Origin of the sequence: Streptomyces tailanensis, from assembly GCF_008386495.1 — a bacterium.
Taxonomy (GTDB): Bacteria; Actinomycetota; Actinomycetes; order Streptomycetales; family Streptomycetaceae; genus Streptomyces; species Streptomyces tailanensis.
In genome coordinates this window covers 124,851-149,042 of sequence record NZ_VTHJ01000008.1, presented here as the reverse complement: position 1 = coordinate 149,042, position 24,192 = coordinate 124,851, and the positions used below count along the sequence as shown (strand labels likewise).

Here is a 24,192-nt window from a genome sequence, read left to right as displayed (position 1 = left end):
AATGCGTCTTGCTAACGGTGACAAGGGGAGGCCGCTCGTGGCCCACGAAGTCGATCAGTCATTCCTGGCTCTCCCCCTACGGGCCCTGGCCGACGCCGCGCTCGCACGCGCGCGTGCGCTCGGGGCCGAGCACGCGGACTTCCGGTTGGAGCGGGTGCGCAGTGCGTCCTGGCGGCTCAGGGACGCCAAGCCCGCGGGGTCGTCGGACACGACCGACCTGGGGTACGCGGTGCGGGTGGTGCACGGGGGGACCTGGGGGTTCGCGTCCGGGGTGGACCTGACCATGGACGCCGCCGCGAAGGTCGCCTCGCAGGCCGTGGCGATGGCCAAGCTGTCCGCACAGGTGATCAAGGCCGCCGGATCGGACGAGCGGGTCGAGCTGGCGGACGAGCCGGTGCACGCGGAGAAGACGTGGATCTCGTCGTACGAGATCGATCCGTTCGCCGTGCCCGATGAGGAGAAGTCGGCGCTCCTGGCCGACTGGAGTGCGCGGCTGCTCGCGGCCGACGGGGTCAACCACGTGGACTCCTCGCTGCTGACCGTGCACGAGAACAAGTTCTATGCCGACACCGCCGGGACCGTGACCACGCAGCAGCGCGTGCGGCTGCATCCGTCGCTGACGGCCGTGTCCGTGGACGAGTCGAGCGGGGAGTTCGACTCGATGCGGACGCTGGCGCCGCCGGTGGGGCGCGGCTGGGAGTATCTGACGGGCACCGGCTGGGACTGGGACGACGAGCTGGCGCGGATCCCGGAGCTGCTCGCCGAGAAGATGCGGGCGCCGAGCGTCGAGGCGGGTGTGTACGACCTGGTCGTCGACCCGTCCAACCTGTGGCTGACCATCCACGAGTCCATCGGGCATGCGACAGAGCTGGACCGCGCCCTCGGGTACGAGGCCGCGTACGCCGGTACCTCCTTCGCCACCTTCGACAAGCTCAACAAGCTGAGGTACGGCTCCGAGCTGATGAACGTCACGGGTGACCGCACCGCCGAGCACGGCCTGGCGACCATCGGGTACGACGACGAGGGGGTGGAGGGGCAGAGCTGGGATCTCGTGAAGGACGGGACGCTCGTCGGCTACCAGCTGGATCGCAGGATCGCCCGGCTCACCGGGCTCGGGCGCTCCAACGGGTGTGCCTACGCCGACTCCCCCGACCATGTGCCGGTGCAGCGCATGGCCAATGTGTCGCTGCAGCCGGATCCGGCGGGGCTGTCCACCGAGGATCTGATCGGTGGCGTCGACCGGGGGATCTATGTCGTCGGGGACCGGTCGTGGTCCATCGACATGCAGAGGTACAACTTCCAGTTCACGGGGCAACGGTTCTTCAAGATCGAGAACGGGCGGATCACCGGGCAGCTGCGGGACGTCGCGTACCAGGCGACGACGACCGACTTCTGGGGGTCCATGGCGGCCGTGGGCGGGCCGCAGACGTATGTCCTGGGCGGTGCCTTCAACTGCGGCAAGGCCCAGCCGGGCCAGGTCGCGTCGGTCTCGCACGGCTGCCCGTCGGCCCTCTTCAAGGGCGTCAACATTCTGAACACCACGCAGGAGGCCGGTCGATGAGCGCCCGTACCCACAAGCCGCACGAGATCGTCGAGCGGGCCATCGAGCTGTCCCGGGCCGACGGGTGTGTCGTCATCGCCGACGAGTACTCGACGGCCAACCTGCGCTGGGCGGGCAACGCGCTGACGACGAACGGGGTCACGCGCGGGCGCTCGGTGACCGTCGTCGCCACGGTCGACGGCAAGGAGGGCACCGCTTCCGGGGTCGTGTCGCGGTCCGCCGTCACCGCCGACGAGCTGGAGCCGCTGGTGCGGGCCGCCGAGGCCGCCGCGCGCGTGGCCGGGCCCGCCGAGGACGCCCAGCCGCTGGTCACGGGTGTACAGCAGTCCCCCGACTTCACGGACGCGCCCGCCGAGACCTCCTCCGCCGTGTTCGCCGACTTCGCTCCGGCGCTCGGCGAATCGTTCGCACGCGCGCGTGCGGGCGGCCGCGAGCTGTACGGCTTCGCCAACCACGAGCTGGTCTCCAGCTATGTGGGTACGTCGACGGGGCTGCGCCTGCGGCACGACCAGCCGAACGGGACGCTGGAGCTGAACGCCAAGTCCCCGGACCGTACGCGCTCGGCCTGGTCGGGCCGGTCGACGCGGGACTTCAAGGACGTCGACCCGGCGGCCCTGGACGCGGAGCTGGCCGTACGGCTGGGCTGGGCGGAGCGGCGGATCGAGCTGCCCGCCGGGCGGTACGAGACGCTGCTGCCGCCGACGGCCGTGGCGGACCTGCTGATCTACCAGATGTGGTCGGCGTCGGCGCGGGACGCGGCCGAGGGCCGGACGGTGTTCAGCAAGCCCGGCGGCGGTACGCGGATCGGGGAGAAGCTCACCGACCTGCCGCTGACCCTGCGCAGCGACCCGAACGAGCCCGGCCTGGAGTCCGCGCCCTTCGTCCTGGCCCACTCCTCCGGCGGCGACACCTCCGTGTTCGACAACGGGCTGCCGCTGAAGGCGACCGAGTGGATCCGCGGGGGCGAGATCGCGAACCTGACTACCACCCGGCACAGCGCGGGTCTGACCGGGCTGTCGGTGGCGCCGTCGATCGGCAATCTGATCCTCGACGGGGGCACGGACCGCTCCCTCGCGGAGATGGTCGCGAACACCGAGCGCGGGCTGCTGCTGACCTGCCTGTGGTACATCCGCGAGGTCGACCCGGCGACGCTGCTGCTGACCGGGCTGACCCGGGACGGCGTCTACCTCGTGGAGAACGGCGAGGTCACGGGCGAGGTCAACAACTTCCGGTTCAACGAGTCGCCGCTCGATCTGCTGGGCCGGGCCACCGAGGCGGGGCGTACGGAGAAGACGCTGCCGAGGGAGTGGAGCGACTACTTCACCAGGGCCGCGACCCCCGCGCTGCGGGTGCCGGATTTCAATATGAGCTCTGTCAGTCAAGGCGTATAACCTCGTAGGCGTTCGTGGTCGGCTGTCACCCGACTGCCGACCACCACCCAAAAAACATACCGAAGATCATCCAAGGAGACACGAGAACCGTGACGGACATCGTCGACGAGCTGAAGTGGCGGGGGCTGTTCGCCCTGTCCACTGACGAGGACGCTTTGCGCAAGGCGCTCGCGGACGGTCCCGTCACGTTCTATTGCGGTTTCGACCCGACCGCTCCGTCCCTGCACGTCGGGCACCTGGTGCAGGTGCTCACCGTGCGCCGGCTCCAGCAGGCCGGGCACCGGCCGCTGGCGCTGGTGGGCGGCGCTACGGGTCTGATCGGTGACCCGCGCCCGACGGCGGAGCGCACGCTGAACGACCCGGCGACGGTCGTCGGCTGGGTCGGCAAGCTGCGCGCCCAGATCGAGCCGTTCCTGTCCTTCGAGGGCCAGAACGCGGCCATCATGGTCAACAACCTCGACTGGACCGAGGGCCTCTCCGCGATCGAGTTCCTCCGGGACATCGGCAAGCACTTCCGCGTCAACAAGATGCTGACGAAGGACTCCGTGGCCCGCCGTCTGGAGTCCGACCAGGGCATCAGCTACACCGAGTTCAGCTACCAGATCCTCCAGGGCATGGACTTCCTCCAGCTCTACCGGAGGTACGGCTGCACGCTCCAGCAGGGCGGCAGCGACCAGTGGGGCAACCTCACGGCCGGCCTGGACCTGATCCACAAGCTGGAGCCGACCGCCGACGTGCACGCGCTGGCGACGCCGCTGATGACCAAGGCGGACGGCACGAAGTTCGGCAAGACCGAGGGCGGCGCCGTCTGGCTCGACCCGGAGATGACGACGCCGTACGCGTTCTACCAGTTCTGGCTGAACGTGGACGACCGGGACATCTCGCGGTACATGCGGATCCTGTCCTTCAAGTCCCGTGCGGAGCTTGAGGAGTTGGAGAAGCAGACGGAGGAGCGGCCGCAGGCGCGGGCCGCGCAGCGGGCGCTGGCGGAGGAGCTGACGACGCTCGTCCATGGCGCCGACCAGACGGCTGCGGTGATCGCCGCGTCCCGGGCGCTCTTTGGGCAGGGTGAGCTGGCGGAGCTGGACGAGAAGACGCTCAGCGCGGCTCTCTCCGAGGTGCCGCATGCGGTGGTTGCCGGGCTGGGGCCCGTCGTCGATCTGTTCGCCGAGGTCGGGCTGGTGCCCAGCAAGTCTGCGGGGCGGCGGACCGTTAAGGAGGGCGGGGCCTACGTGAACAACGTGAAGGTCACGGCCGAGGATGCCGTGCCGGCTGTGGAGGATCTGATTCACGGGCGGTGGCTTGTGTTGCGGCGGGGGAAGAAGAATCTGGCTGCGGTTGAGGTGACTGGAGCGTAAGCGCCGTTGGGGCGTGGGTGATCTCGCGCGTGCCGGTTCGTTGTGGCTGGTCGCGCAGTTCCCCGCGCCCCTTCCGGGGCGCTTAGATTCGTTGTTTTCTGCGGCCCAGTGTCGCCGTGTACGCCATGTCGCCCAGGAATACGATCACCACCGCGGCGGCCAGTTGTAGGGCGTGGCGGCCCCAGTCGATGCCTGCGGTTTCGTCGATGCCCCATACCCGGGCCAGGGCGTTGCCGACGATGGCGCCGATGATGCCGAAGACGGTCGTCAGCCAGAGCGGGCTGTGCTGCTTGCCCGGAATGATCGCCTTGGCCAGCAGACCGAGTACGAATCCCACGATGATCGCCCACAACCAGCCCATGGCTGCCTCCTCGTACGGCTCGACGTGAGCATTACGCCCAGTGTCGGCCCGCCTCCGCTACGCCGCACGTCGGGTGGTGCCGTACGCGGGACGACGCATTTCGCCCGGTCCCCGTGGAAGGTGACCCGCTCTACTAGGCGGCGCAGACGCGGCGTAACGTGGATTGCCGGGGAGCGTCCGATACAGGCGGGTGGTGGAACGCGATGCGGAAGCATGGCAACGTCGAGGTCTTCCGGATCACGGGAGCCCGGCAGGGACTCGCCGACGACGTCCGCGGCAGGCAACGGCGCTACGTCATCTCGATGTCCGTCCGCACCCTCTCGGTGATCGCCGCCGCGACTCTCTGGAACGTCGAACGGCACGTCGCGGTCGTCGCACTGGTGCTCGGGCTGGTGCTGCCGTACATCGCCGTGGTGATCGCCAACGCGGGCCGGGAGAACGCGCCCTCACTGCCGTCCACGTTCGTCACCACCCCCACGCGTCCGATGATCGCGCCGCCCCGGGACGACCGGTTCACGGAACCCTTCCCGGAAGGCGGTGCGGAGGGCTCCGCGGAGAGCCGGCGGAGCGAGCCGCGCGAGCGGGCCTGAGCACCGGAATCCGGGCGAAACGGAATCCTTCCGGCCACCAGGCTCAAATAAAGCTCAGATCAATCATGGAGTTCCTGTGCCGGGCAGAGGGTTACCCGTGACATACTTCGTACGCGCTCCGCATCCCCCGTCGGAGCGACAGACCGACGCCGGGCAGCTCCCCCCGTGGCTGCTCGGCGTCGCCTTTTCTGCGGTTAGGGTCGACGGGTGAACATCCTCAACGTCCCCGGATCCGAGCCGTCCTCCCCCATCTGTTCCGCCAAGGGCTGTCGTGCGGATGCGGTGTGGGTGCTCGCCTGGAACAACCCCAAGCTTCACACGCCGGAGCGGCGCAAGACGTGGCTCGCGTGCGAGGAGCACCGGGAGCACCTGTCTCAGTTCTTGGGTGTGCGGGGGTTCCTGAAGGACGTCGTGAAGCTGGAGGACTGGGAGGAGCCCGCGCCGTAGAGCGCTCAGCCCCCGATTGCGGACATCGGGCGGTCCGGCTGGACGAACGACGGGTCGTCCAAGCCCGCTCCCGCCTTCTTGCCCCACATCGCCAAACGCCAGATGCGGGCTATCTCCTCGTCCGGGGCACCCGAGCGCAACGCCGCCCTGAGGTCGGTCTCCTCGCGGGCGAACAGGCAGGTGCGGACCTGGCCGTCGGCCGTGAGGCGGGTGCGGTCGCAGGCGGAGCAGAAGGGGCGGGTGACGGAGGCGATGACGCCCACTCGGTGGGGGCCGCCGTCGACCAGCCAGCGTTCCGCCGGGGCCGAGCCGCGTTCGTCGGAGCCCTCGGGGGTGAGGTCGAAGCGGGTACGCAGGGAGGTCAGGATGTCGCCCGCGGTGACCATGCCGTCGCGCTTCCAGCCGTGCTGGGCGTCCAGGGGCATCTGCTCGATGAAGCGCAGCTCGTAATCGTGCTCGACGGCCCAGGCGAGGAGGTCCGGAGCCTCGTTCTCGTTCAGGCCCGGCATCAGGACCGAGTTGACCTTGACGGGGTTCAGGTCTGCCTCGCGGGCCGCTTCGAGGCCCTCCAGGACGTCCTTGTGGCGGTCGCGGCGGGTGAGGGTCTTGAAGACGTCGGGGCGCAGGGTGTCCAGCGAGACATTGACCCGGTCCAGGCCCGCCGCCTTCAGGGCCGTCGCCGTGCGCTTGAGGCCGATGCCGTTGGTGGTGAGGGACATCTGAGGGCGGGGGGCGAGAGCCGCCACGCGCTCCACTATGCCGAGCAGGCCGGGGCGGAGCAGGGGCTCGCCGCCGGTGAAGCGGACCTCGGTGATGCCCAGCGTGCGGACGGCTATGTCGATGAGGCGGACGATCTCGTCGTCCGTGAGCAGGTCGGGCTTGGCCAGCCACTGCAAGCCCTCCTCGGGCATGCAGTACGTACAGCGCAGATTGCACCGGTCGGTCAGCGAGACCCTCAGGTCTGTGGCCACTCGGCCGTAGGTGTCGATGAGCACGTGGGCCCCCTCCCGCTCCGGATCAATAATTCCCGAACACTTGCGAGCCTACGTGACACCACCGACAACGCCGGGGCCGGATGCCACGAAACAGGCGCGGGGCCGCCGTAGAGATCTACGGCGGCCCCGGGCGGAGGGAACCGGATCAGTGGGCTCCGGTGCCCGTGAGGGAGCGGACCTCCAGTTCGGCGTACTTGCCGGTGTCGGGCTCCTCCTTGGAGAGGATCGTGCCGAGCCAGCCCATCAGGAAGCCGAACGGGATGGAGATGATGCCCGGGTTCTTCAGCGGGAACCAGGCGAAGTCGACGTCCGGGAACATCGCCTTCGGGTCGCCGGAGACGACGGGCGAGAACAGCACCAGGCCGACGGCGACGATCAGACCGCCGTAGATCGACCACAGCGCGCCCTGGGTGGTGAACCGCTTCCAGAAGAGGCTGTAGAGGATCGTCGGCAGGTTGGCGGAGGCAGCGACCGCGAAGGCGAGCGCGACCAGGCCGGCCACGTTCAGATCGCGGGCGAGGGCGCCCAGGCCGATGGAGATGACGCCGATGAAGACGGTAGCCCAGCGGGCCGCGCGGACCTCTTCGGCGCCGGAGGCCTGCCCCTTGCGGATGACGTTGGCGTAGATGTCGTGCGCGAAGGAGGACGACGAGGCGAGGGTGAGGCCGGCGACCACGGCGAGGATGGTCGCGAAGGCCACCGCCGAGATCGTGGCGAGCAGGATCGCGCCCCAGGCCGAGTCCACGCCGCCCAGGTGCAGGGCGAGCAGCGGGGCCGCCGTGTTGCCGGACGGGTTCGAGGCGATGATCTCTTCCTGCGAGATCAGCGCGGCCGCGCCGAAGCCGAGCGCGATGGTCATCAGGTAGAAGCCGCCGATGATGCCGATCGCCCAGTTCACGGACTTACGGGCGGCCTTGGCGTTGGGCACCGTGTAGAAGCGGATCAGGATGTGCGGCAGGCCCGCGGTGCCGAGGACCAGGGCGATGCCGAGGGAGATGAAGTCCAGCTTGGAGGTGCCGGTCGCGCCGTACTGGAGGCCGGGCTCCAGGAAGGCGGCGCCCTTGCCGCTGTTCTCGGCGGCGGTGCCGAGCAGATCGGAGATGTTGAAGTTGAACTTCAGCAGCACCAGGAACGTAATGAGGATCGTGCCGCCGATCAGCAGCACGGCCTTCACCATCTGGACCCAGGTGGTGCCCTTCATACCGCCGATGGAGACGTAGACGATCATCAGGACGCCGACGAGGGCGACGATCAGGATCTTGCCGAAGTCCGAGGTGATACCGAGCAGCAGGGAGACGAGGACGCCCGCGCCCGCCATCTGGGCCAGCAGATAGAAGATCGACACGACGATCGTGGACGTACCGGCCGCGGTGCGGACCGGGCGCTGGCGCATGCGGTAGGCGAGCACGTCGCCCATGGTGTAGCGGCCGGAGTTGCGCAGCGGCTCGGCGACCAGGAGCAGGGCGACCAGCCAGGCGACCAGGAAGCCGATGGAGTAGAGGAAACCGTCGTATCCGAAGAGGGCGATCGCGCCCGCGATGCCGAGGAAGGACGCGGCCGACATGTAGTCGCCGGAGACCGCGAGGCCGTTCTGGAAGGCGCTGAACTGGCGTCCGCCCGCGTAGAAGTCGGCGGCGTCCTTGGTCTGGCGGCCGGCCCAGATGGTGATGGCGAGGGTCGCCAGGACGAACAGCCCGAACAGGGTGATGATCAGCGGGCGGTGCTCGCTGGCCTCGTTCGCGGCAAGGAAAGTCTGCTGTACGGGGCTCATGCGCCGCCCTCCATCCGGGACTTGATGGCCTCGGCCTTGGGGTCGAGCTTCGCGGCGGCGTGCCGCGAGTACCACCAGGCGATGAGGAACGTGGTGACGAACTGGGCGATGCCGAGGACGAAGGCGACATTGATGTTGCCGAAGAGCTTGGTGCCCATGAAGTCGCCCGCGTAGTTGGAGAGCAGGACGTACAGCAGGTACCAGGCGATGAAGGCCACGGTCAGCGGGAAGGCGAACGAGCGGTAGGAGCGGCGCAGTTCACCGAACTCAGCGCTCTCCTGGACCGCGGCGAACTCCTCGGTGGAGGGGAGGTGGTGCTCTGCCTTCGAGGGGGGCGGTGCGTCGGTTGCCACGGGGTCTCCTCGCGTTTCCGCCGCGGTGGCGACGGTGGTTGGGGACGTCTTCGCAGTCGGGTCGGATGACGGGTCGTTTACGGACATATGGTCGGCTCTGTTCCTCACGGTGACGGGGCGCACGATCGTGCTCGGGCTCCCTGCTCAACGTCACGGCGGCGCACGAGGACCGGTTCAACCGTGCACGCCTCTTTCGAAAACCGATTCGGAAGTCGCTCGGCAGTCGGCCGGAAGTCGGCGGAGAGGCCATCGGCAGTCGTCAGCGGGCCGATCGGCAGTCGGCCGAGGGGCGAACGGGCGGGCCGGCAGCGAGGGTTACCCCTCTACTTCGGCCTCTCCTCCCCTCAAATCATTGCTGGCCGACGACGGCGAGGGATAGCTTCGGGGCGCACCACCAAGTCATGTACCTGCCCGGGCACCCGTGTGTCTCGGGCCGGTTTCTTTGAGGATGATGTGGAGATCCCATGGCTCATCTGCGCTCCAGACGACGGCTCGCTCTCGCGGTTCCGGTCGTTCTGTCGCTGACCGCCTCGCTCGGCTTCCTGCCGGGTGTCGCCTCGGCGGCGCCGCTCACCGCGCCGACCGCCGCGACCGCGGAGGGCCCGAACCTCTCGTACGTCGTGAACACCAAGACCGACAAGCGCACGATCGCCTCGGTGAAGAAGGCGATCGCCAAGGCCGGCGGCACCGTCGTGATCACGTACGACAAGATCGGCGTGATCGTCGTCCACTCGACCAACCCGGAGTTCGGCGCCACCATCCGTGGCGCTCGCGGTGTGCAGTCCGCCGGTGCCACCCGGACCTCGCCGCTGACCCCGGCCGCTACGACGGATGTGGGCGCCGTCGACTACCTGACCGACGCGGAGGCGGCGAAGGTCAAGGCCGCCTCGGCGGACGTCCCCGACGCCGAGCCGCTCGAGGCCGACCAGTGGGACCTGCGTTCGATCGGCGCCGACAAGGCCGCGAAGATCAACCCGGGCAGCAAGAAGGTCACCGTCGCCGTCATCGACACCGGCGTCGACGACACCCACCCGGACCTCGCCCCGAACTTCTCCAAGTCCCAGTCGGCGAACTGCAACGGCGGCGTCGCGGACACCAGCGAGGGCGCCTGGCGGCCCTACACCGTGGACGACTACCACGGCACGCACGTCGCCGGTGAGATAGCCGCGGCCCGCAACGACGTCGGCGTCGCCGGTGTGGCTCCCGGCGTGAAGGTCTCCAGCATCAATGTGACGGACCGCAAGAGCGGCCTGTTCTACGCGGAGAGCGTCGTCTGCGCGTTCGTGTTCGCCGCCGACCGCGGCGTGGAGATCACGAACAACAGCTACTACGTCGACCCGTGGCTCTACAACTGCGTGGACGACCCGGACCAGAAGGCCATCGTCGACGCGGTGAACCGGGCCCAGAAGTACGCCACGAAGAAGGGCACCCTGCACCTGGCGTCGGCGGGCAACTCCAACCACGACCTCGACTCCGACGCGATCGTGGACGACTCCAGCCCCAACGACACGACCCCGGTCGAACGCACCATCGACCCGCACGAGTGCTTCGACGTGCCGACCCAGCTCCCGGGCATCGTCACGGTCAGCGCGACGGGCGTGAAGAACGAGAAGTCGTTCTACTCCACGTACGGCAACGGCGTCGTCGACATCGCGGCCCCGGGTGGCGACAGCCGCTACCAGATCCCGGACACGCCGTCGAAGAACGGCCGCATCCTGTCCACCATGCCGGAGGGCAAGTACGGCTACCTGCAGGGCACCTCGATGGCGGCACCGCACGCCTCCGCCGTCGCCGCGCTGCTGAAGTCGACGCACCCGTGGGCGAGCCCGCAGCAGCTGCAGTGGCTGCTGAAGGCGCAGGCGGACAAGACGGCCTGCCCCGAGTCGTACGACCAGGACGGCGACGGCACGCAGGACGCGGTTTGCGAGGGCGGCCCGCGTGTCAACGGCTTCTACGGGTTCGGCATCGTCAACGCGCTGAAGGCCGTCAAGTAGGCACGGTCCCAGCCGTGAGGCTCCCAGGGCGCCCGGCGTGTGCCGGGTGCCTGCGGGGCCGTATTCCCGGGGCCGTATTCCCCTGGATTCCCGCACAGCTCGTACCGCTCGTTTCACGAACGAACACGAACTGGAGACAGCATGACAGCGCCTCGCACGCGCTCCCGCCGGCTGGCCGCGATCCCGCTGGGGATGGCCATGGCGACGGCACTCGTCGTCGTACCGAACGTCACGGCCTCGGCGGCCGAGGCGACCGCGCAGGCCGAGGCGATCGCCCAGGCCGCGGCCGACGGGACGTCGCTCAGCTATGTGGTCAACGTCCGCCCCGGACACCGTCCGTCCGCCCACCTGAAGAAGGCCATCGCGAAGGCCGGCGGCACGATAGTGACGTCGTACGACCGGATCGGCGTCATCGTCGTCCACTCGGCGAACGCCGACTTCGCCAAGGCGATCCGTGGCGTGCACGGTGTGCAGTCGGCCGGTGCCACGCGCACCGCACCGCTGCCCGCGCAGTCGACCACCGATGTGGGCACCCCGAAGGCGCTGACCGCCGAGGAGGTGGCGAAGGCCGAGGCCGCGGAGGGGCAGGACCCCCTGGAGCCGTTGCAGTGGGACCTGCCGGCCATCAAGGCGGACAAGGCCCACGAGGTGTCGACGGGCAGCCGTGACGTCACGGTCGCCGTCATCGACACCGGCGTCGACGACACCCACCCGGACATCGCGCCGAACTTCGACCGCGCGGCGTCGGTCAACTGTGTGACGGGCAAGCCCGACACGACCGACGGCGCCTGGCGGCCCAGCGCCGAGGAGAGCGCGCACGGCACCCATGTGGCCGGTGAGATCGCGGCCGCGAAGAACGGCGTCGGCGTCACCGGTGTCGCGCCGGGCGTGAAGGTCTCCGGCATCAAGGTGTCCACCACGGCCGGTTTCTTCTACACCGAGGCCGTCGTCTGCGGCTTCATGTGGGCCGCCGAGCACGGCGTGGACGTCACGAACAACAGCTATTACACCGACCCCTGGTACTTCAACTGCAAGAACGACCCGGACCAGAAGGCGCTCGTCGAGGCCCTCACCCGGGCGTCGAAGTACGCGGAGAAGAAGGGCGCGGTCAACGTGGCCGCGGCCGGCAACGAGAACTACGACCTCGCCGCCGACGAGATCACCGACCCGGTCTCCCCGAACGACTCGACACCGTCGGACCGGGTCATCGACCCGTCCGAGTGCCTCGACATCCCGACCCAGCTGCCGGGTGTCGTCACGGTCGCCTCGACCGGCGCGAAGGGCCTCAAGTCGTCATTCTCCAACCACGGTCTGGGCGTAATCGACATCGCCGCGCCCGGCGGCGACTCGACCCGCTACCAGACCCCGGCCCCGCCCGCCACCAGCGGCCTGATCCTGGGCCCGCTGCCCGGCGGCAAGTGGGGCTACATGGCCGGTACGTCGATGGCGTCCCCGCACGTCGCGGGCGTGGCCGCCCTCATCAAGTCGACGCACCCCCACGCCCCGGCGGCCCTGGTGAAGGCCCTGCTGTACGCCCAGGCCGACGCCACGCCCTGCACCGACCCGTACGACATCGACGGGGACGGCAAGGTCGACGCGGTCTGCGAGGGGCCGAGGAACTACAACGGCTTCTACGGCTTCGGCACGGCGGACGCGCTGGACGCGGTGACGAAGTAGGGGCCTCTGCGGCAGAGTTGGGGCCGGGCAGCGGCGGTGGTGCTGCCCGGCCCTTCCTCCTGTTGATCTGATCAACCTTGACTAGTGCCGTCATTCGATCAACCCGGCATAGTGCCGTCATGACTGCTGAGGAGATGGAGTTCGCCTGGACGGCGCTGGGCGGCGATCCCGCCTTGCTGCCGCGGGTCTCGACCGTCGTACGGGACGGGGCGCTGCCCGCCCGGCTGCCGGTACGGGAGTTGGCGCGGGCCTGTGCGGGCGTGTGCGCGTTGGCGGCGGCCGAACTGGGGGCACGGCGGGCGGGGCTCTCGGAGGTGCCCCGGGTGCGGGTGGACGACGGGGCCGTGGCCACGGCCTTCGTGAGCGAGCGTCATCTGCTGATCGACGGGCGGGCGCCGGTCACCTTCGCGCCGCTGTCGCGGTTCTGGCGGACGGCGGACGGGTGGGTGCGGACCCATGCGAACTATCCGCATCACCGGGAGCGGTTGCTGGCCGCGCTGGGCGTGCCCGACAGCGTGCCCGATCCGGTCGCCGCCGTCGGGTCCGCGCTCGCCGAGCGGTCGTCCCGGGACGTCGAGGAGGCCGTGTACGCGGCCGGGGGTCTCGCGGTCGCGTCGCGTACGGCGAAGGAGTGGGCCGCGCACGGGCAGGGCACCGCGGTGGCGGCCCGTCCGCTGGTCGAGCACCACCGGGCCGACACCGCACACGCGCGCGTGCTCACGGCCTTGGCCCGGACCGGCTGGACGCTCCAGTTGCCCGCGGCCGGTGTGCGCGTCCTGGATCTGACCCGGGTCATCGCGGGCCCGGTGGCCACCCGCACGCTCGCGCTGCTGGGCGCGGACGTCCTGCGGGTCGATCCGCCGGGGATGCCCGAGATCCTCGACCAGCACGTCGACACGGGCTTCGGGAAACGGTCGGCGACTCTCGATCTGGCCATGGACCCAGGATCCTTCGAAGCGCTGCTCGCCGAGGCGGACGTCGTCGTCACCGGGTATCGGCCCGGCGCGCTGGACCGGTTCGGGCTGTCGCCCGAGGCGATGGTGGCGCGACGGCCGGGGCTGGTCGTGGCGCAGGTCTCGGCATGGGGCGCGTACGGTCCGTGGGCCGGGCGGCGGGGCTTCGACAGTCTGGTGCAGGTGGCGACGGGAATCGCGGCGATCGAGGGGACGGAGGAACAGCCGGGCGCGCTGCCCGCGCAGGCGCTGGACCACGGGACGGGGTACCTGCTGGCGACGGCCGTCCTGCGGGCGCTCACCGAGCGGTTGGACGACGGCGGCGGTCGAGTCGTCCGGCTGTCGCTCGCGCGTACGGCTGCCTGGTTGACGGACGGCATCGAGCGCGGTCCGGACGGGCTCGACGTCCACGAAGGGCACTATGAAGGGCTCTACGAAGGGCTCTACGAAGGGCTCTACGAAGGGCTCTACGAAGGGCTCTACGAAGGGCCGGAGGCGTGGCTCGCCGAGCGGGACAGCCGCTTGGGGCGGCTGCGGTACGCCCTGCCGCCGGTCTCCTTCGAGGGCGGACCGTGCGACTGGTCGCGACCGCCGGGGCCCTGGGGAGCGGACGAGGCCCGCTGGGGCTGACTGGGTCTGAGTAGTCGGGCCGCCGGAGCCGTACGTACGGGCGGAATGGCGAACTGCCAGTTGTTTTCCGGTACTTGCCCAGATCTGGTGCGACTGGTGGACTTTTCGGGGTGAGCCTGACGAGACGGACAGCGGAGGCGACAGGGGCGGACGAGCCCGAGCGGCGGCGGCCCGATGGAGGTACCGGCCGGGCTGTGGTGCTGCTCGTCCTGGTCGCCGTGGGGGCGTTGATACCGCTGTTCGGTCCGCGTGTCGCGCTGGACGGCACGGGTGAGGCGGCGGCACCCGGCGCGGGTGGGGTCGCGCTGCTGCGGGCGGTGTTGCTGGCCGCGCTGTGTGTGCCGGTGGGTGAGCTGTTCGTGGCGTGGCTGGTGCGCCGGGTGCCGGGGGCGTCCCCGGAGAGGCCGCGCAGTGGGGCGGTGTGGGCGGCGGGCGCCGGTTTCGTCGCCGCGCTCGGGCTGGCCTCGGTCGTGGCGACCGGCAATCTGGTGCCGGGCTCCCCCGCCGACATGGACGTCGGCGGCCTCTACGAGACCCGGGACGGCAAGCTCGCCCTCCTGGAGGTCAACGCGTTCGCCGCGGCGGGCCTTTGCGCCCTTTCCCGCCGCCCGGCCACCCAACTGGCACCACTGGCCGCGATCGCCGTCGCTGAGGCGCTGCGCGCGCATCCGCCCACGGAGCACTACAGCCCGTTGGTCGGCAGCGCCCTGACCTTGATGCATCTGGCGTGCGCGGTCCTGTGGGCGGGCGGACTGCTGTACGTCCTGCGGACGTTGCGCACGCGCGCGTGGCGTACGGCGACGGGGGCGGGAGCCGCTCTGTTGGGGCTCTACGCGCGCGTGGCCGTCGTTCTGCTGGCCGGCGTCACCGCCACCGGGGTGTGGAGCACGCTGCGCCGCATGCCGCCGGGGACGGTCCCCGACCAGCTGACGGACACGGCGTACGGCCGCACCCTGCTCGCCAAGGTCCTCCTCGTGGCCGCCGTCGCCGCCCTCGCCCTGTGGGCCCGGCTACGGCTGCGCCACACGGACGACCCACTCGGCGCCTGTACTCCCGCACGCGCGGAGGTGGTGGTGCTGGGCGTCGTCGTCGCGGTATCGGCTCTGCTCACGGCACTGCCGGTGCCGATCCGCTGGTGAGGTGGTGGGCTCGCAGGGTCGCGTGGCTCAGCAGATACTGCGCCGCCAGGTACGTGAGCATGATCCACAGGTCGGGCCGCGGGAGCTGCGGCCACTTGGCGACGCCGGTCGCTATGAGCGTGTCGGACAGCAGGAACAGGGCGCCGCCGACGGCGGCGGGACTCCCGAGCCGTCCCGCCCGGTCCGCCATGGCGGTGAGCAGCAGGCTGTACCCGGCCACCGGGACCCGCAGCCCGGCGGGCAGGTCCGGCCACAGCAGGCACACAACCGCGACGAGCGCGAGACCGTACGCCCCGGCCCACAGCCCCTCACGCGCGCGTTCCGTGCCGTACCGCCGGAAGAGCAGCAGATAGCACCCGTGTCCGGCGGCGAAGCATCCCATCCCGGCGAGGAACGCGGACTCCGCGTCGATTCGGAGCAGCACGTCACCGCCCCAACCGCACAACAGCCCCACGACCAGCAGCCGAGGGCCGTCACACACGTACGCGTACGCCGCGAGCACCGGCATGAGTACGGGCTTGGCGACGACATGCCCGGGGGTGAACCCGAGGGCGAGAGAACCGAGGTCGACGGCGACAGCGACACCGAAGCCGAGTAGGAAGAGAAACCTTCTGCCCTGTCTCACGCGACGGTCTCCGTGATCGTGACCGGCTGGTCCGCGGGTATCGACCAGAGCACGACATCGGGCAGGTTCGGCATGGAAGGAACGGTAGAACCGCTGGTAGATGGCGGCTAGACGTTGTTACTGACAAGTATTACCGGTGGTACGCGCTTGCTTCTTGGCGTCCTTCGCCAATCCGGCGGGCATTGTCAGTGGGTCGGCCTACGATGCGAATCCATTGATCATCCATGCGCGGCTGTTACGGGGAGGGCGCGATGCAGGGGATCGAGGTGGTGCTGGCGCGGCTGGCGTCGACGGTCGTGTCGACCCTCGCGAAGTCGGTTCTCGCGCCGAAGCCGGGCGCGGGGCTGGTGACCGATCCGGTACGACCGCTGCCGAAGCCGCCGACTCCGGACAAGCTGGCCCTGGTGTTGTCGGGCCGGATCGCGGCCGGGTACGCCGCGCTGCCCGAGCACGAGCGGCTGGCCGCGGTGGCCGCCGTGCAGGACACCTTCGCGACCGCCGACCTCACCGCGGACCATCTGTTCGGGGCCGATCTGGACCCGCGGCGATTGTGCGCCGAGTTGCCCGCGCCCGACGCGGGGCTCTCCACCCGCGCCCTCGACCTGTACGCCGAACTCCTCGGCCTGTGCTGCGCCCACCTGGTCGAGCAACTCACCGCCCACCCGTCGTTCGCGGCCAGGGCAGCGGTGGAGCAGACTCGGCGGTCGGGACGTACGGAGGAACTGCTGCGCGAGCTGAGCGCCGGCCCTCGCCCGGAGGCGCTGGCCCTCGACTTCGAGCAGCGGTACGCGGACTTCGTCGCCGAGACCCAGTCCCGTCTGGAGCTCTTCGGCATCACCCTCGGCGACCGCCGCCGGGCCGAATGGCCGCTCGACACGGCGTACATCAGCCTCGCGGTGAGCGGGGACCGGCGCGACGACCCACGCCGCGAGGTCCTCGGCCTTCCCGACATGGCACCGACCGCCCTCAAGGTGGAACAGGCCCTCGCCGACTGCGACCGGCTGGTGCTGCGGGGCCCGGCCGGATCGGGCAAGTCGACACTCGTCCAGTGGCTCGCGCTGAACGCGGCGCGGCGCAGCTTCGGTCCGGAGCTGGCGGCGTGGAACCTGTGCGTGCCGTTCGTCCTGCGCCTGCGCTCGTTCAACACCCCCGACGGGCTGCCGATGCCGGAGGACTTCCTGTCTTCCTCCGGTGTCCCGCTTCAGGCGCCCTCTGGCTGGACGTCGGAACTCCTCACCACCGGGCGGGCGTTGGTGCTGGTCGACGGTGTCGACGAGGTGCCGACGCGGCTGCGCGGCCGCACCGAGAGCTGGCTGAAGTCGCTGATCGCCGCGTACCCGAAGGCGCGTTACGTGGTGACGACCCGGTCGGCCGCGGTGCCGGAGGACTGGCTGGCGGGGCAGGGTTTCACCGCACACTCGTTGCTCCCCATGGAGCGGGAGGACATCCGGGCGTTCATCGGCCACTGGCACGATTCGGCTCGCCTGGAGTGCCTGTCCGAGGCGGAGCGGTCGTCACTCGACATGTACGAGGCGGGTCTCAACCAGGCGGTCACCAGCCGCCGCGACCTGGCGCGCCTCGCCACCAACCCGTTGATGTGCGCCTTGCTCTGCGCCTTGAACCGCGACCGCCGGATGCGGCTGCCGCGGGCCCGCAAGGAGTTGTACGACGCCGCGCTGGACATGCTCCTCGTCCACCGCGACATCGAGCGAGAGATCACGTCGGTCGAGGGTGTGGTCCTGTCCCGCGACGAGCAGACGGCACTCCTGCAACGCCTCGCGTACTGGCTCATCCGCAACGGCCAGGTGGAGGCGTCCCGCGAGGACGCCGTCTCCATGCTGGACGAGTGGCTCGACTCCATGCCCCAGGTCCGCGAACAGGGCGACGCCGAGCAGGTCTTCTCCCACCTGCTGATCCGCAGCGGTCTGCTCCGCGAACCCGTCCCCGGGTACGTGGACTTCGTCCACCGCACCTTCCAGGACTATCTGGGCGCCAAGGCGGCGGTCGAGTCCCGCGACTTCGGGGTGCTGGTGCGCAATGCCCACGACGACCAGTGGGACGACGTGGTGCGTATGGCTGTGGGGCATGCGCGGGTGGAGGAGCGGGGGCGGTTGCTTCGGCAGTTGCTGCGGCGGGCCGACAAGGTACGGAGGTATCGGGAGCGGTTGGTGTTGCTGGCGGCGGCCAGTTTGGAGCATGCGCCGGAGTTGGGGCCGGATGTGCGTAGGGAGGTGGAAGAGCGTACGGCGGAGCTGGTGCCGCCCCGCAGCATGAAGCAGGCCGATGCTTTGTCCAAGGCCGGTGAGCTGGTGCTGGAGCTACTGCCAGGACCCGAAGGGCTCACGGACCGGGAGGCAGCGGCTGTGGTGCGTACAGCTGGGCTGATCGGTGGGGACGCCGCGCTGGAGGTGATCTCACGGTTCCGTGCGGACCAGCGTCTTCGGGTACGCACTCAGCTCGACCTCGCATGGCCGTCATTCGACATCAACGAGTACTTCGAAACCGTGCTTGACGGCACAGTCGCCGCCAAGCAGTCACTCACCATGAGCAGCCCCGAGCAGTTGGCACTGCTGCCACGTCTGCCGCAGCTCTCGGCGCTGGCGGTGCAGGGTGACCATGGACTACCCGATGCCGTCCTGGAGCAGACCGCTCTCGAGTTCCTGAACTTCATCGACAACGACTCACTCAGCGACCTCTCGCCCCTACGGCAGTTACCCAACCTCGAGACTCTGGCGCTCAACCGTTGCCGCTCCATCACCGACCTCGGCATGCTCTCCGAACTTCCCTTGAAACAGGTCAACCTAAGCCAGCCCGCCGAGCGGCTTTCGCTGGCTCCCCTAGGCGACTCAGCCACCCTGCGACACCTGATCTTCGACTTCGCGCCTGTCGAGACGGCCCTGGGTGACCTTCCCTTCGGCCCGGAACTCACCGGCATCGGGTTCTACCACCAAGCCGCAGCGATGAAGCTGTCCGGCATTGACGCTTTCACGTCACTCAAGTGGCTCGCCGTCAACGAAACCCATCAGTGGCTCGATTTCCTCGCGGCCGGGGTGTTCTCCCGGCTCCACACACTCCTGATTATCGATGTGCCTCACATCGACCTCGCCCATGTGCTGCCCCATCAAGACCTGACCAGTGTGTACCTCAGCAAGATCGATCAGGTGCATAACCTGTCAACGTTCGCAGAGCTCCGCGACCTGAAGTACCTCCAACTCGCGCGCTGTGGCCCAATCGACCTGACCCCACTGGCACCATTCGACAACGTCAGCGTCCACCTCTACGACTGCCCCCAGGCCCTCGGCACCGACCTCTTCCCTCCACACCGCCTCACCATCGAGTAACACGCTGTCAGTCCCGCCCCGTATCCTCATGGACCATGCTCGATGACCGTGCGACCGCAGCGTCCCCAGTTCCTTGGCCGGCCGCGTATCCGAAGGGGTACGCGGTTGTTGACGTGGAGACGACCGGGCTGGGGCGGGACGATCGGATAATTTCGGCGGGTGTGTACCGACTGGACGCGCGGGGCGAGGTCGAGGACCACTGGTACACGGTGGTCAATCCGGAGCGGGATCCCGGGCCGGTATGGATCCATGGGCTGACGAGTGATGTGCTCGAAGGGGCGCCGCTGTTCAGGGACATCGCCGAGGAGTTCTCCGCGCGGCTCGCGGACCGCGTCCTCGTCGCGCACAACGCGGTGTTCGACTGGTCGATGATCGCCCGGGAGTACGCGCGCGCGGAGAGCGAGGCCCCGGTGCGGCAGCGGCTGTGCACGATCGCGCTGTCGAAGGAGCTGGGGCTACCGCTGCCGAACCACAAGCTGGAGTCGCTGGCGGCGCACTTCGGGGTCGTACAGCAGCGGGCGCACCATGCGCTGGACGATGCGCGGGTGCTGGCGGAGGCGTTCCGGCCGAGCCTGCGGGCCGCGGCCGCGGGCGGCGTACGGCTGCCGTTGCACGAGTGCCGGCCGCTGACCGAGTGGACGGACATGGCAGCCGGCGGCGCCACGCCTCGTATCGGGCAGCAGGTGGGTTATGGGGGTGGCTACGGCGGCGGTTACCGCTCCACCAGTTGGCGGCCCTCCCGGAAGCGGCCCGCCTGCCCGTACCCCAACCCCGGGCGGTACGAAGACGGCAAACCGCTCAAGCAGGGCATGCGTGTCGCCTTCTCCGGGGACACATCGATCGAGCGCGACCTGCTGGAGGACCGGGCGGTCGAGGCGGGACTGCATGTCGCGACCAGCCTGTCCCGGCTGACCAGCCTGCTCGTCACCAACGACCCGGACTCCCACACGTCGAAGGTGGTCAAGGCCCGGCAGTACGGGACACCGGTCGTGGACGAGGCGGCGTTCGGGCAACTGCTCCGCGATGTCGAGCCCGCCGACGAGTGACCCGTACGGACGGGTGATTGCCGTGCGACTCGCCCGCCGCCCGCTCGCCCGCGCGGCGGTGACGGCTCACCCTGTGGCGCATGGCGAGATGCGAAGTTTGCGGCAATGACTACGGAATGACCTTCGAGGTGCACGCCCAGGGCGCGATCCATGTCTTCGACTGCTTCTCCTGTGCGATCCACCGCATGGCACCCATCTGCGAGCACTGCCGAGTCCAGATCATCGGTCAGGGCGTCGAGGTAGAGGGCCACTGGTACTGCGGCGCCCACTGCGCTCGGGCGGAGGGGAAGGTGGGGATCGTCGACAAGGTCTGAGCACAGACCCGCCCGAACGCGCCCCACGACCGAGTTGTACGGTCGTGGGGTGTACCGCTTCCTGTTGTCCCGGCAGTGGGTGATCCTCACGCTGGTCGCCCTCCTCCTGATCCCCACGATGATCAGGCTGGGCTTCTGGCAGATGGACCGCTACGAGGAGCGCACCGCGCGGAACCAGCTCGTCGCCGACGCGCTCGGCGCGGAGCCGGTGCCCGTGGAGCGGCTGACCTCCCCCGGGCACACCGTCACCAGCGCCGAGCGCTATCGGAGCGTGACCGCGAAGGGCCGATTCGACACCGACGACGAGGTCGTCGTCCGCCGCCGTACGAACTCCAACGACGAAATCGGCGTCCATGTCCTGACCCCGTTCGTCCTCGACGACGGCAAGGTCCTGCTCGTCAACCGCGGCTGGATCCCGGCAGGCCCGACACAGACCGAGTTCCCCGAGATCCCCGCACCGCCCGCCGGTGAGGTCACCGTCACCGGGCGGCTGATGCCCGACGAGACGACCGAGGCGAGCGGTATCAAGGACCTCAAGGATCTGCCGGACCGCCAGATCATGCTGATCAACAGCGGGCAGGAGGCGGAGCGCCTGGGCGTCGAGGTGCTGGGCGGCTACCTCGCCCTGACGGCGCCCGAGCCGAAGGGTGACACTCCGGAGCTCCTCGGCCGCCCCGGCGACGAGAACGCCGCGCTGAACTACGCGTACGCCCTCCAGTGGTGGCTCTTCGCCGCGGGCGTCCCCCTCGGCTGGGTGATCCTGGTCCGCCGCGAGGCCCGCGACAGCGGGGACAGCGCCGGGGCCGAGCAGGAGGAGCAGCCGGAGCCCGCTTCGGTATAGCGGTTCAGCGGTTCACCAAAAAGGGCTCCGGCTCCACCGGGTTCAGCAGCAGCGGCCCTGCGGGTGCTCCTCCCGGTGCAGGGTCCGCAGGGTGTCGTACTCCCGCCGGGTCGGGACCGGGGCCTGCGGGTGGTGGCGTCGGTGCCGTTCGCAGTAGCGGTCGTACTCCGCCTCCCCGGTCAGCTCCCGCAGGTACCAGCGCACGGCCCTCGCCCAGCGCCGCAGGCTCACGACTTCGCTCCCACCAGCGGCTCGTCGGACTGCTCCGGCGCGTCGATGCGGGACTCGACGTACGGCGCCTCGGTCGTCGGCAGCGGGACCGGGGACCGTACGGCCCGCACGCACACCACGGCGCAGTTGATCAGGACCGTGAGGACGAGGAGAAGGAAGATCGCCATGATCACGCCGTCGACCGTGTTGTTGAGGACGATGGTGTGCATGTCGTCCATGTTGGTGGCGCCGGGCAGGAGTTCGCCCTTGTCGATGGCCGCCGCGTACTTGTCCCGCAGGGCGAAGAAGCCGATCGCCGGGTTGTCCGAGAAGACCTTCTGCCAGCCGGCGGTGAAGGTGACGGCCACGTCCCAGGCGAGCGGGATGCCGGTGACCCAGGCCCAGCGAAGCTTGCCGTGCTTGATCAGCAGGGTGGTGGTGACGGCCAGGGCCACCGCGGCGAGCAGTTGGTTGGCGATGCCGAACAGCGGGAACAACTGCTTGATGCCGCCCAAGGGGTCGGTGACACCGGCGTAGAGGAAGTAGCCCCAGGCGCCGACGACCAGGGCGCTGGTGATCCAGATGCCGGGCTTCCAGGTGACGCGGCCGATCGGCTTCCATACGTTGCCGAGCATGTCCTGGAGCATGAAGCGGCCCACGCGGGTGCCCGCGTCCACGGTAGTCAGGATGAACAGGGCCTCGAACATGATCGCGAAGTGGTACCAGAAGGCCTTCATCCCGGCGCCGCCGAACACCCCGGCGAAGATCTCCGCCATGCCCACGGCCAGGGTGGGAGCGCCGCCGGAGCGGCCCACCAGCGTCTGCTCCTCGACGGCCTTGGCCGCCGCGGTGAGCTGGTCGGGCGTGATGGTGAAGCCGAGGTTCCGGACCGCCTCCGAGGCGCTCTCGACGGTCGGGCCGAGCAGGGCGGCCGGGGAGTTCATCGCGTAGTACAGGCCGGGTTCGAGGACGCAGGCGGCGATCAGGGCCATCACGGCGACGAAGGACTCCGTGAGCATGGAGCCGTAGCCGATCAGCCGGACCTGGGACTCCTTCTGGATCAGCTTCGGCGTGGTGCCGGAGGAGACCAGGGCGTGGAAGCCGGACAGGGCGCCGCAGGCGATGGTGATGAAGAGGAAGGGGAAGAGGGAGCCGGCGAAGACCGGTCCGGTGCCCGTGGAGGCGAACTCGGTGACCGACTCGGCCTTGAGGGTCGGGGCCGCGACCACGACGCCCACGGCCATCAGGGCGATGGTGCCGACCTTCATGAAGGTGGAGAGGTAGTCACGGGGGGCCAGCAGCATCCACACGGGGAGTACAGAGGCGACGAAGCCGTAGCCGACCAGGCAGAACACCAGGGTCTCGGGGCTCCAGACGAAGTACTCGGCCAGGGAGGAGTCCTGGATCCAGCCGCCGCCGAGGATGGCGAGCAGCAACAGCGCCACCCCGATGAAGCTGGTCTCGACGACGCGGCCGGGCCGCAGGTAGCGCAGGTAGAAGCCCATGAAGAGGGCGATGGGGATGGTCATGGTGACCGAGAAGGTGCCCCACGCGGATTCGGCGAGGGCGTTGACGACGACCATCGCGAGGACCGCGAGCAGGATGATCATGATGGCGAAGACGCCGATCAGCGCGGCGGCACCGCCCACCCTGCCGATCTCGTCCCGGGCCATCTGGCCGAGGCTCTTGCCGTCCCGGCGCATGGAGAGGAACAGGACGATCATGTCCTGCACCGCGCCGGCGAAGATCACGCCCACGATGATCCAGACAGTGCCGGGCAGATAGCCCATCTGGGCGGCCAGCACCGGGCCGACCAGCGGGCCGGCGCCGGCGATGGCCGCGAAGTGGTGGCCGAACAGCACCCGGCGGTCGGTGGGGTGGAAGTCGACGCCGTCCTCAAGGCGTTCGGCCGGCGTGGCCCGGGTGTCGTCGACCTGGAGGACCCGGCGGGCGATGAAGCGGGAGTAGAAGCGGTAGGCGATCGCGTACGAGCCGAGGGCCGCCACGACCAGCCATACGGCCGAGATCTCCTCGCCCCGGGACAGGGCGAGCACGGCCCAGCCGATCGCGCCGACGAGGGCGACGGCGATCCAGATCGCGAGGGACTTTGGTGACATACGGGATTTTTCCGGCACCTCACGACCGGATTCGGGCATGGCTGATGTGGGCATGGCGGCTCCTGACCTCAACGGGTGTGCAGCAGAAGGGGGTGCGGCTCAGCGATGTCGATCTCGATGGCGGTCCGTCAGCGCGTACGCGGCGAGCAGGCAGAGGCCGCATCCCGGGACCCAGGCGAGCTGGTACCAGTAGAAGAACGGCGTACCCGCGAGCCGTGGTTCGGCACCGGCGTACCAGGGGACCCACAGCAGGCCCGCGGCGGGCGCGAGGAGCAGTACGGCGATCGCGGCGCGCCGTAGCCGGCGGTGAGCGGTCCGTGCCATGAGCTCTGCTCCTCTCCCGCTTCCTGTGGGTCTGTGCAAGAGTTGCCCACCCGCCGGATGTGGTTGACAGCGAATTTCCAGAAGATTTCCCGCCGGTTCCCTGTCCTCCGAATCGGCCATCCGCGCAACCAACAGGCGAGGGCCCAGGCACACC

Annotated in this window: 21 protein-coding genes; 13 read left to right on the top strand and 8 right to left on the bottom strand. The window is 69.5% G+C overall.

What is annotated here, in order from left to right:
- Nucleotides 1-37 precede the first annotated feature (37 nt).
- The 3 genes from F3T56_RS09290 (at nucleotide 38) to tyrS (ending at nucleotide 4,310) form a co-directional block, all read left to right on the top strand.
- The gene (locus F3T56_RS09290) at nucleotides 38-1,561 is read left to right on the top strand and encodes a TldD/PmbA family protein (protein ID WP_149824233.1); all 1,524 of its coding nucleotides are present in this window, start codon (nucleotides 38-40) and stop codon (nucleotides 1,559-1,561) included.
- Nucleotides 1,558-2,952 carry a metallopeptidase TldD-related protein gene (locus F3T56_RS09285; protein WP_149824231.1) on the top strand — a complete coding sequence of 465 codons (1,395 nt, stop codon included), beginning with the start codon at nucleotides 1,558-1,560 and terminating at the stop codon, nucleotides 2,950-2,952. The genes F3T56_RS09290 and F3T56_RS09285 overlap by 4 nt, the downstream gene beginning before the upstream one ends.
- Before the next feature lie 89 nt (nucleotides 2,953-3,041).
- Nucleotides 3,042-4,310: a tyrosine--tRNA ligase gene (gene tyrS, locus F3T56_RS09280; protein WP_149824230.1), complete on the top strand. Its 1,269-nt coding sequence runs from the start codon at nucleotides 3,042-3,044 to the stop codon at nucleotides 4,308-4,310.
- 82 nt (nucleotides 4,311-4,392) lie between these two features.
- Here tyrS and F3T56_RS09275 read toward each other — a convergent pair whose 3' ends face one another.
- Nucleotides 4,393-4,671 carry a GlsB/YeaQ/YmgE family stress response membrane protein gene (locus F3T56_RS09275; protein WP_149824228.1) on the bottom strand — a complete coding sequence of 93 codons (279 nt, stop codon included), beginning with the start codon at nucleotides 4,669-4,671 and terminating at the stop codon, nucleotides 4,393-4,395.
- Nucleotides 4,672-4,874: 203 nt separating this feature from the next.
- On the opposite strand from F3T56_RS09275, the gene F3T56_RS09270 reads away from it, so the two are divergent.
- Nucleotides 4,875-5,261, top strand: coding sequence for a DUF3099 domain-containing protein (locus F3T56_RS09270; RefSeq protein ID WP_172638865.1), 387 nt, complete (start codon nucleotides 4,875-4,877; stop codon nucleotides 5,259-5,261).
- Between the two features lie 207 nt (nucleotides 5,262-5,468).
- Nucleotides 5,469-5,708, top strand: coding sequence for a hypothetical protein (locus tag F3T56_RS09265; protein WP_149824224.1), 240 nt, complete (start codon nucleotides 5,469-5,471; stop codon nucleotides 5,706-5,708).
- 5 nt (nucleotides 5,709-5,713) lie between these two features.
- Here F3T56_RS09265 and moaA read toward each other — a convergent pair whose 3' ends face one another.
- From moaA to F3T56_RS09250, 3 genes are all read right to left on the bottom strand, one after another.
- Nucleotides 5,714-6,703 (bottom strand): GTP 3',8-cyclase MoaA, encoded by a 990-nt coding sequence (moaA, locus tag F3T56_RS09260; protein ID WP_216372939.1) that lies wholly within the window; start codon nucleotides 6,701-6,703, stop codon nucleotides 5,714-5,716.
- Nucleotides 6,704-6,848: 145 nt separating this feature from the next.
- Entirely contained in the window at nucleotides 6,849-8,474 is a 1,626-nt protein-coding gene (locus F3T56_RS09255; protein ID WP_149824222.1) for a solute symporter family protein, read from the bottom strand.
- Nucleotides 8,471-8,827, bottom strand: coding sequence for a DUF485 domain-containing protein (locus tag F3T56_RS09250; RefSeq protein ID WP_149824221.1), 357 nt, complete (start codon nucleotides 8,825-8,827; stop codon nucleotides 8,471-8,473). Before F3T56_RS09250 ends, F3T56_RS09255 begins: the two co-directional genes overlap by 4 nt.
- Nucleotides 8,828-9,291: 464 nt before the next feature.
- Here F3T56_RS09250 and F3T56_RS09245 point away from each other — a divergent pair, with 464 nt between their 5' ends.
- The 4 genes from F3T56_RS09245 to F3T56_RS09230 all read left to right on the top strand — a co-directional run bounded on the left by F3T56_RS09245 (nucleotide 9,292) and on the right by F3T56_RS09230 (nucleotide 15,220).
- Nucleotides 9,292-10,821 (top strand): S8 family serine peptidase, encoded by a 1,530-nt coding sequence (locus tag F3T56_RS09245; protein WP_149824220.1) that lies wholly within the window; start codon nucleotides 9,292-9,294, stop codon nucleotides 10,819-10,821.
- A gap of 141 nt (nucleotides 10,822-10,962) precedes the next feature.
- Nucleotides 10,963-12,498 (top strand): S8 family peptidase, encoded by a 1,536-nt coding sequence (locus F3T56_RS09240; RefSeq protein ID WP_149824219.1) that lies wholly within the window; start codon nucleotides 10,963-10,965, stop codon nucleotides 12,496-12,498.
- Nucleotides 12,499-12,617: 119 nt separating this feature from the next.
- Nucleotides 12,618-14,081 (top strand): CoA transferase, encoded by a 1,464-nt coding sequence (locus F3T56_RS09235; protein ID WP_246203503.1) that lies wholly within the window; start codon nucleotides 12,618-12,620, stop codon nucleotides 14,079-14,081.
- 110 nt (nucleotides 14,082-14,191) lie between these two features.
- Entirely contained in the window at nucleotides 14,192-15,220 is a 1,029-nt protein-coding gene (locus tag F3T56_RS09230; protein ID WP_149824218.1) for a CopD family protein, read from the top strand.
- Here F3T56_RS09230 and F3T56_RS09225 read toward each other — a convergent pair.
- Nucleotides 15,189-15,845: a lysoplasmalogenase gene (locus tag F3T56_RS09225; protein WP_149824217.1), complete on the bottom strand. Its 657-nt coding sequence runs from the start codon at nucleotides 15,843-15,845 to the stop codon at nucleotides 15,189-15,191. The genes F3T56_RS09230 and F3T56_RS09225 overlap by 32 nt on opposite strands.
- 251 nt (nucleotides 15,846-16,096) lie before the next feature.
- Here F3T56_RS09225 and F3T56_RS09220 point away from each other — a divergent pair, with 251 nt between their 5' ends.
- The 4 genes from F3T56_RS09220 to F3T56_RS09205 all read left to right on the top strand — a co-directional run bounded on the left by F3T56_RS09220 (nucleotide 16,097) and on the right by F3T56_RS09205 (nucleotide 21,387).
- The gene (locus F3T56_RS09220) at nucleotides 16,097-19,186 is read left to right on the top strand and encodes an NACHT domain-containing protein (protein ID WP_149824216.1); all 3,090 of its coding nucleotides are present in this window, start codon (nucleotides 16,097-16,099) and stop codon (nucleotides 19,184-19,186) included.
- Nucleotides 19,187-19,221: 35 nt separating this feature from the next.
- Nucleotides 19,222-20,232 (top strand): DEDDh family exonuclease, encoded by a 1,011-nt coding sequence (locus F3T56_RS09215; protein ID WP_149824215.1) that lies wholly within the window; start codon nucleotides 19,222-19,224, stop codon nucleotides 20,230-20,232.
- Between the two features lie 80 nt (nucleotides 20,233-20,312).
- Nucleotides 20,313-20,546: a hypothetical protein gene (locus F3T56_RS09210; protein ID WP_149824214.1), complete on the top strand. Its 234-nt coding sequence runs from the start codon at nucleotides 20,313-20,315 to the stop codon at nucleotides 20,544-20,546.
- A gap of 49 nt (nucleotides 20,547-20,595) precedes the next feature.
- Nucleotides 20,596-21,387, top strand: a complete 792-nt coding sequence (locus F3T56_RS09205; RefSeq protein ID WP_149824213.1) for an SURF1 family cytochrome oxidase biogenesis protein — start codon at nucleotides 20,596-20,598, stop codon at nucleotides 21,385-21,387.
- A gap of 42 nt (nucleotides 21,388-21,429) precedes the next feature.
- Here the strand turns inward: F3T56_RS09205 and F3T56_RS09200 are convergent, their stop codons facing one another.
- Genes F3T56_RS09200 through F3T56_RS09190 form a run of 3 tightly spaced genes read right to left on the bottom strand, consistent with a single transcriptional unit; the run spans nucleotide 21,430 to nucleotide 24,038 of the window.
- The gene (locus tag F3T56_RS09200) at nucleotides 21,430-21,618 is read right to left on the bottom strand and encodes a YbdD/YjiX family protein (protein ID WP_149824212.1); all 189 of its coding nucleotides are present in this window, start codon (nucleotides 21,616-21,618) and stop codon (nucleotides 21,430-21,432) included.
- The gene (locus F3T56_RS09195) at nucleotides 21,615-23,768 is read right to left on the bottom strand and encodes a carbon starvation CstA family protein (RefSeq protein ID WP_149824211.1); all 2,154 of its coding nucleotides are present in this window, start codon (nucleotides 23,766-23,768) and stop codon (nucleotides 21,615-21,617) included. The genes F3T56_RS09200 and F3T56_RS09195 overlap by 4 nt, the downstream gene beginning before the upstream one ends.
- 45 nt (nucleotides 23,769-23,813) lie before the next feature.
- Entirely contained in the window at nucleotides 23,814-24,038 is a 225-nt protein-coding gene (locus F3T56_RS09190; protein WP_149824210.1) for a DUF3311 domain-containing protein, read from the bottom strand.
- Nucleotides 24,039-24,192 lie beyond the last annotated feature (154 nt).

Coding starts and splice junctions, on each gene's coding strand:
- F3T56_RS09245 (WP_149824220.1), top strand. CDS start 9,292: ATGGCTCATCTGCGCTCCAGACGACGGCTCGCTCTCGCGGTTCCGGTC.
- F3T56_RS09285 (WP_149824231.1), top strand. CDS start 1,558: ATGAGCGCCCGTACCCACAAGCCGCACGAGATCGTCGAGCGGGCCATC.
- F3T56_RS09210 (WP_149824214.1), top strand. CDS start 20,313: ATGGCGAGATGCGAAGTTTGCGGCAATGACTACGGAATGACCTTCGAG.
- F3T56_RS09240 (WP_149824219.1), top strand. CDS start 10,963: ATGACAGCGCCTCGCACGCGCTCCCGCCGGCTGGCCGCGATCCCGCTG.
- F3T56_RS09220 (WP_149824216.1), top strand. CDS start 16,097: ATGCAGGGGATCGAGGTGGTGCTGGCGCGGCTGGCGTCGACGGTCGTG.
- F3T56_RS09195 (WP_149824211.1), bottom strand. CDS start 23,768: ATGCCCACATCAGCCATGCCCGAATCCGGTCGTGAGGTGCCGGAAAAA.
- F3T56_RS09270 (WP_172638865.1), top strand. CDS start 4,875: ATGCGGAAGCATGGCAACGTCGAGGTCTTCCGGATCACGGGAGCCCGG.
- F3T56_RS09215 (WP_149824215.1), top strand. CDS start 19,222: ATGCTCGATGACCGTGCGACCGCAGCGTCCCCAGTTCCTTGGCCGGCC.
- F3T56_RS09190 (WP_149824210.1), bottom strand. CDS start 24,038: ATGGCACGGACCGCTCACCGCCGGCTACGGCGCGCCGCGATCGCCGTA.
- F3T56_RS09275 (WP_149824228.1), bottom strand. CDS start 4,671: ATGGGCTGGTTGTGGGCGATCATCGTGGGATTCGTACTCGGTCTGCTG.
- F3T56_RS09255 (WP_149824222.1), bottom strand. CDS start 8,474: ATGAGCCCCGTACAGCAGACTTTCCTTGCCGCGAACGAGGCCAGCGAG.
- F3T56_RS09235 (WP_246203503.1), top strand. CDS start 12,618: ATGACTGCTGAGGAGATGGAGTTCGCCTGGACGGCGCTGGGCGGCGAT.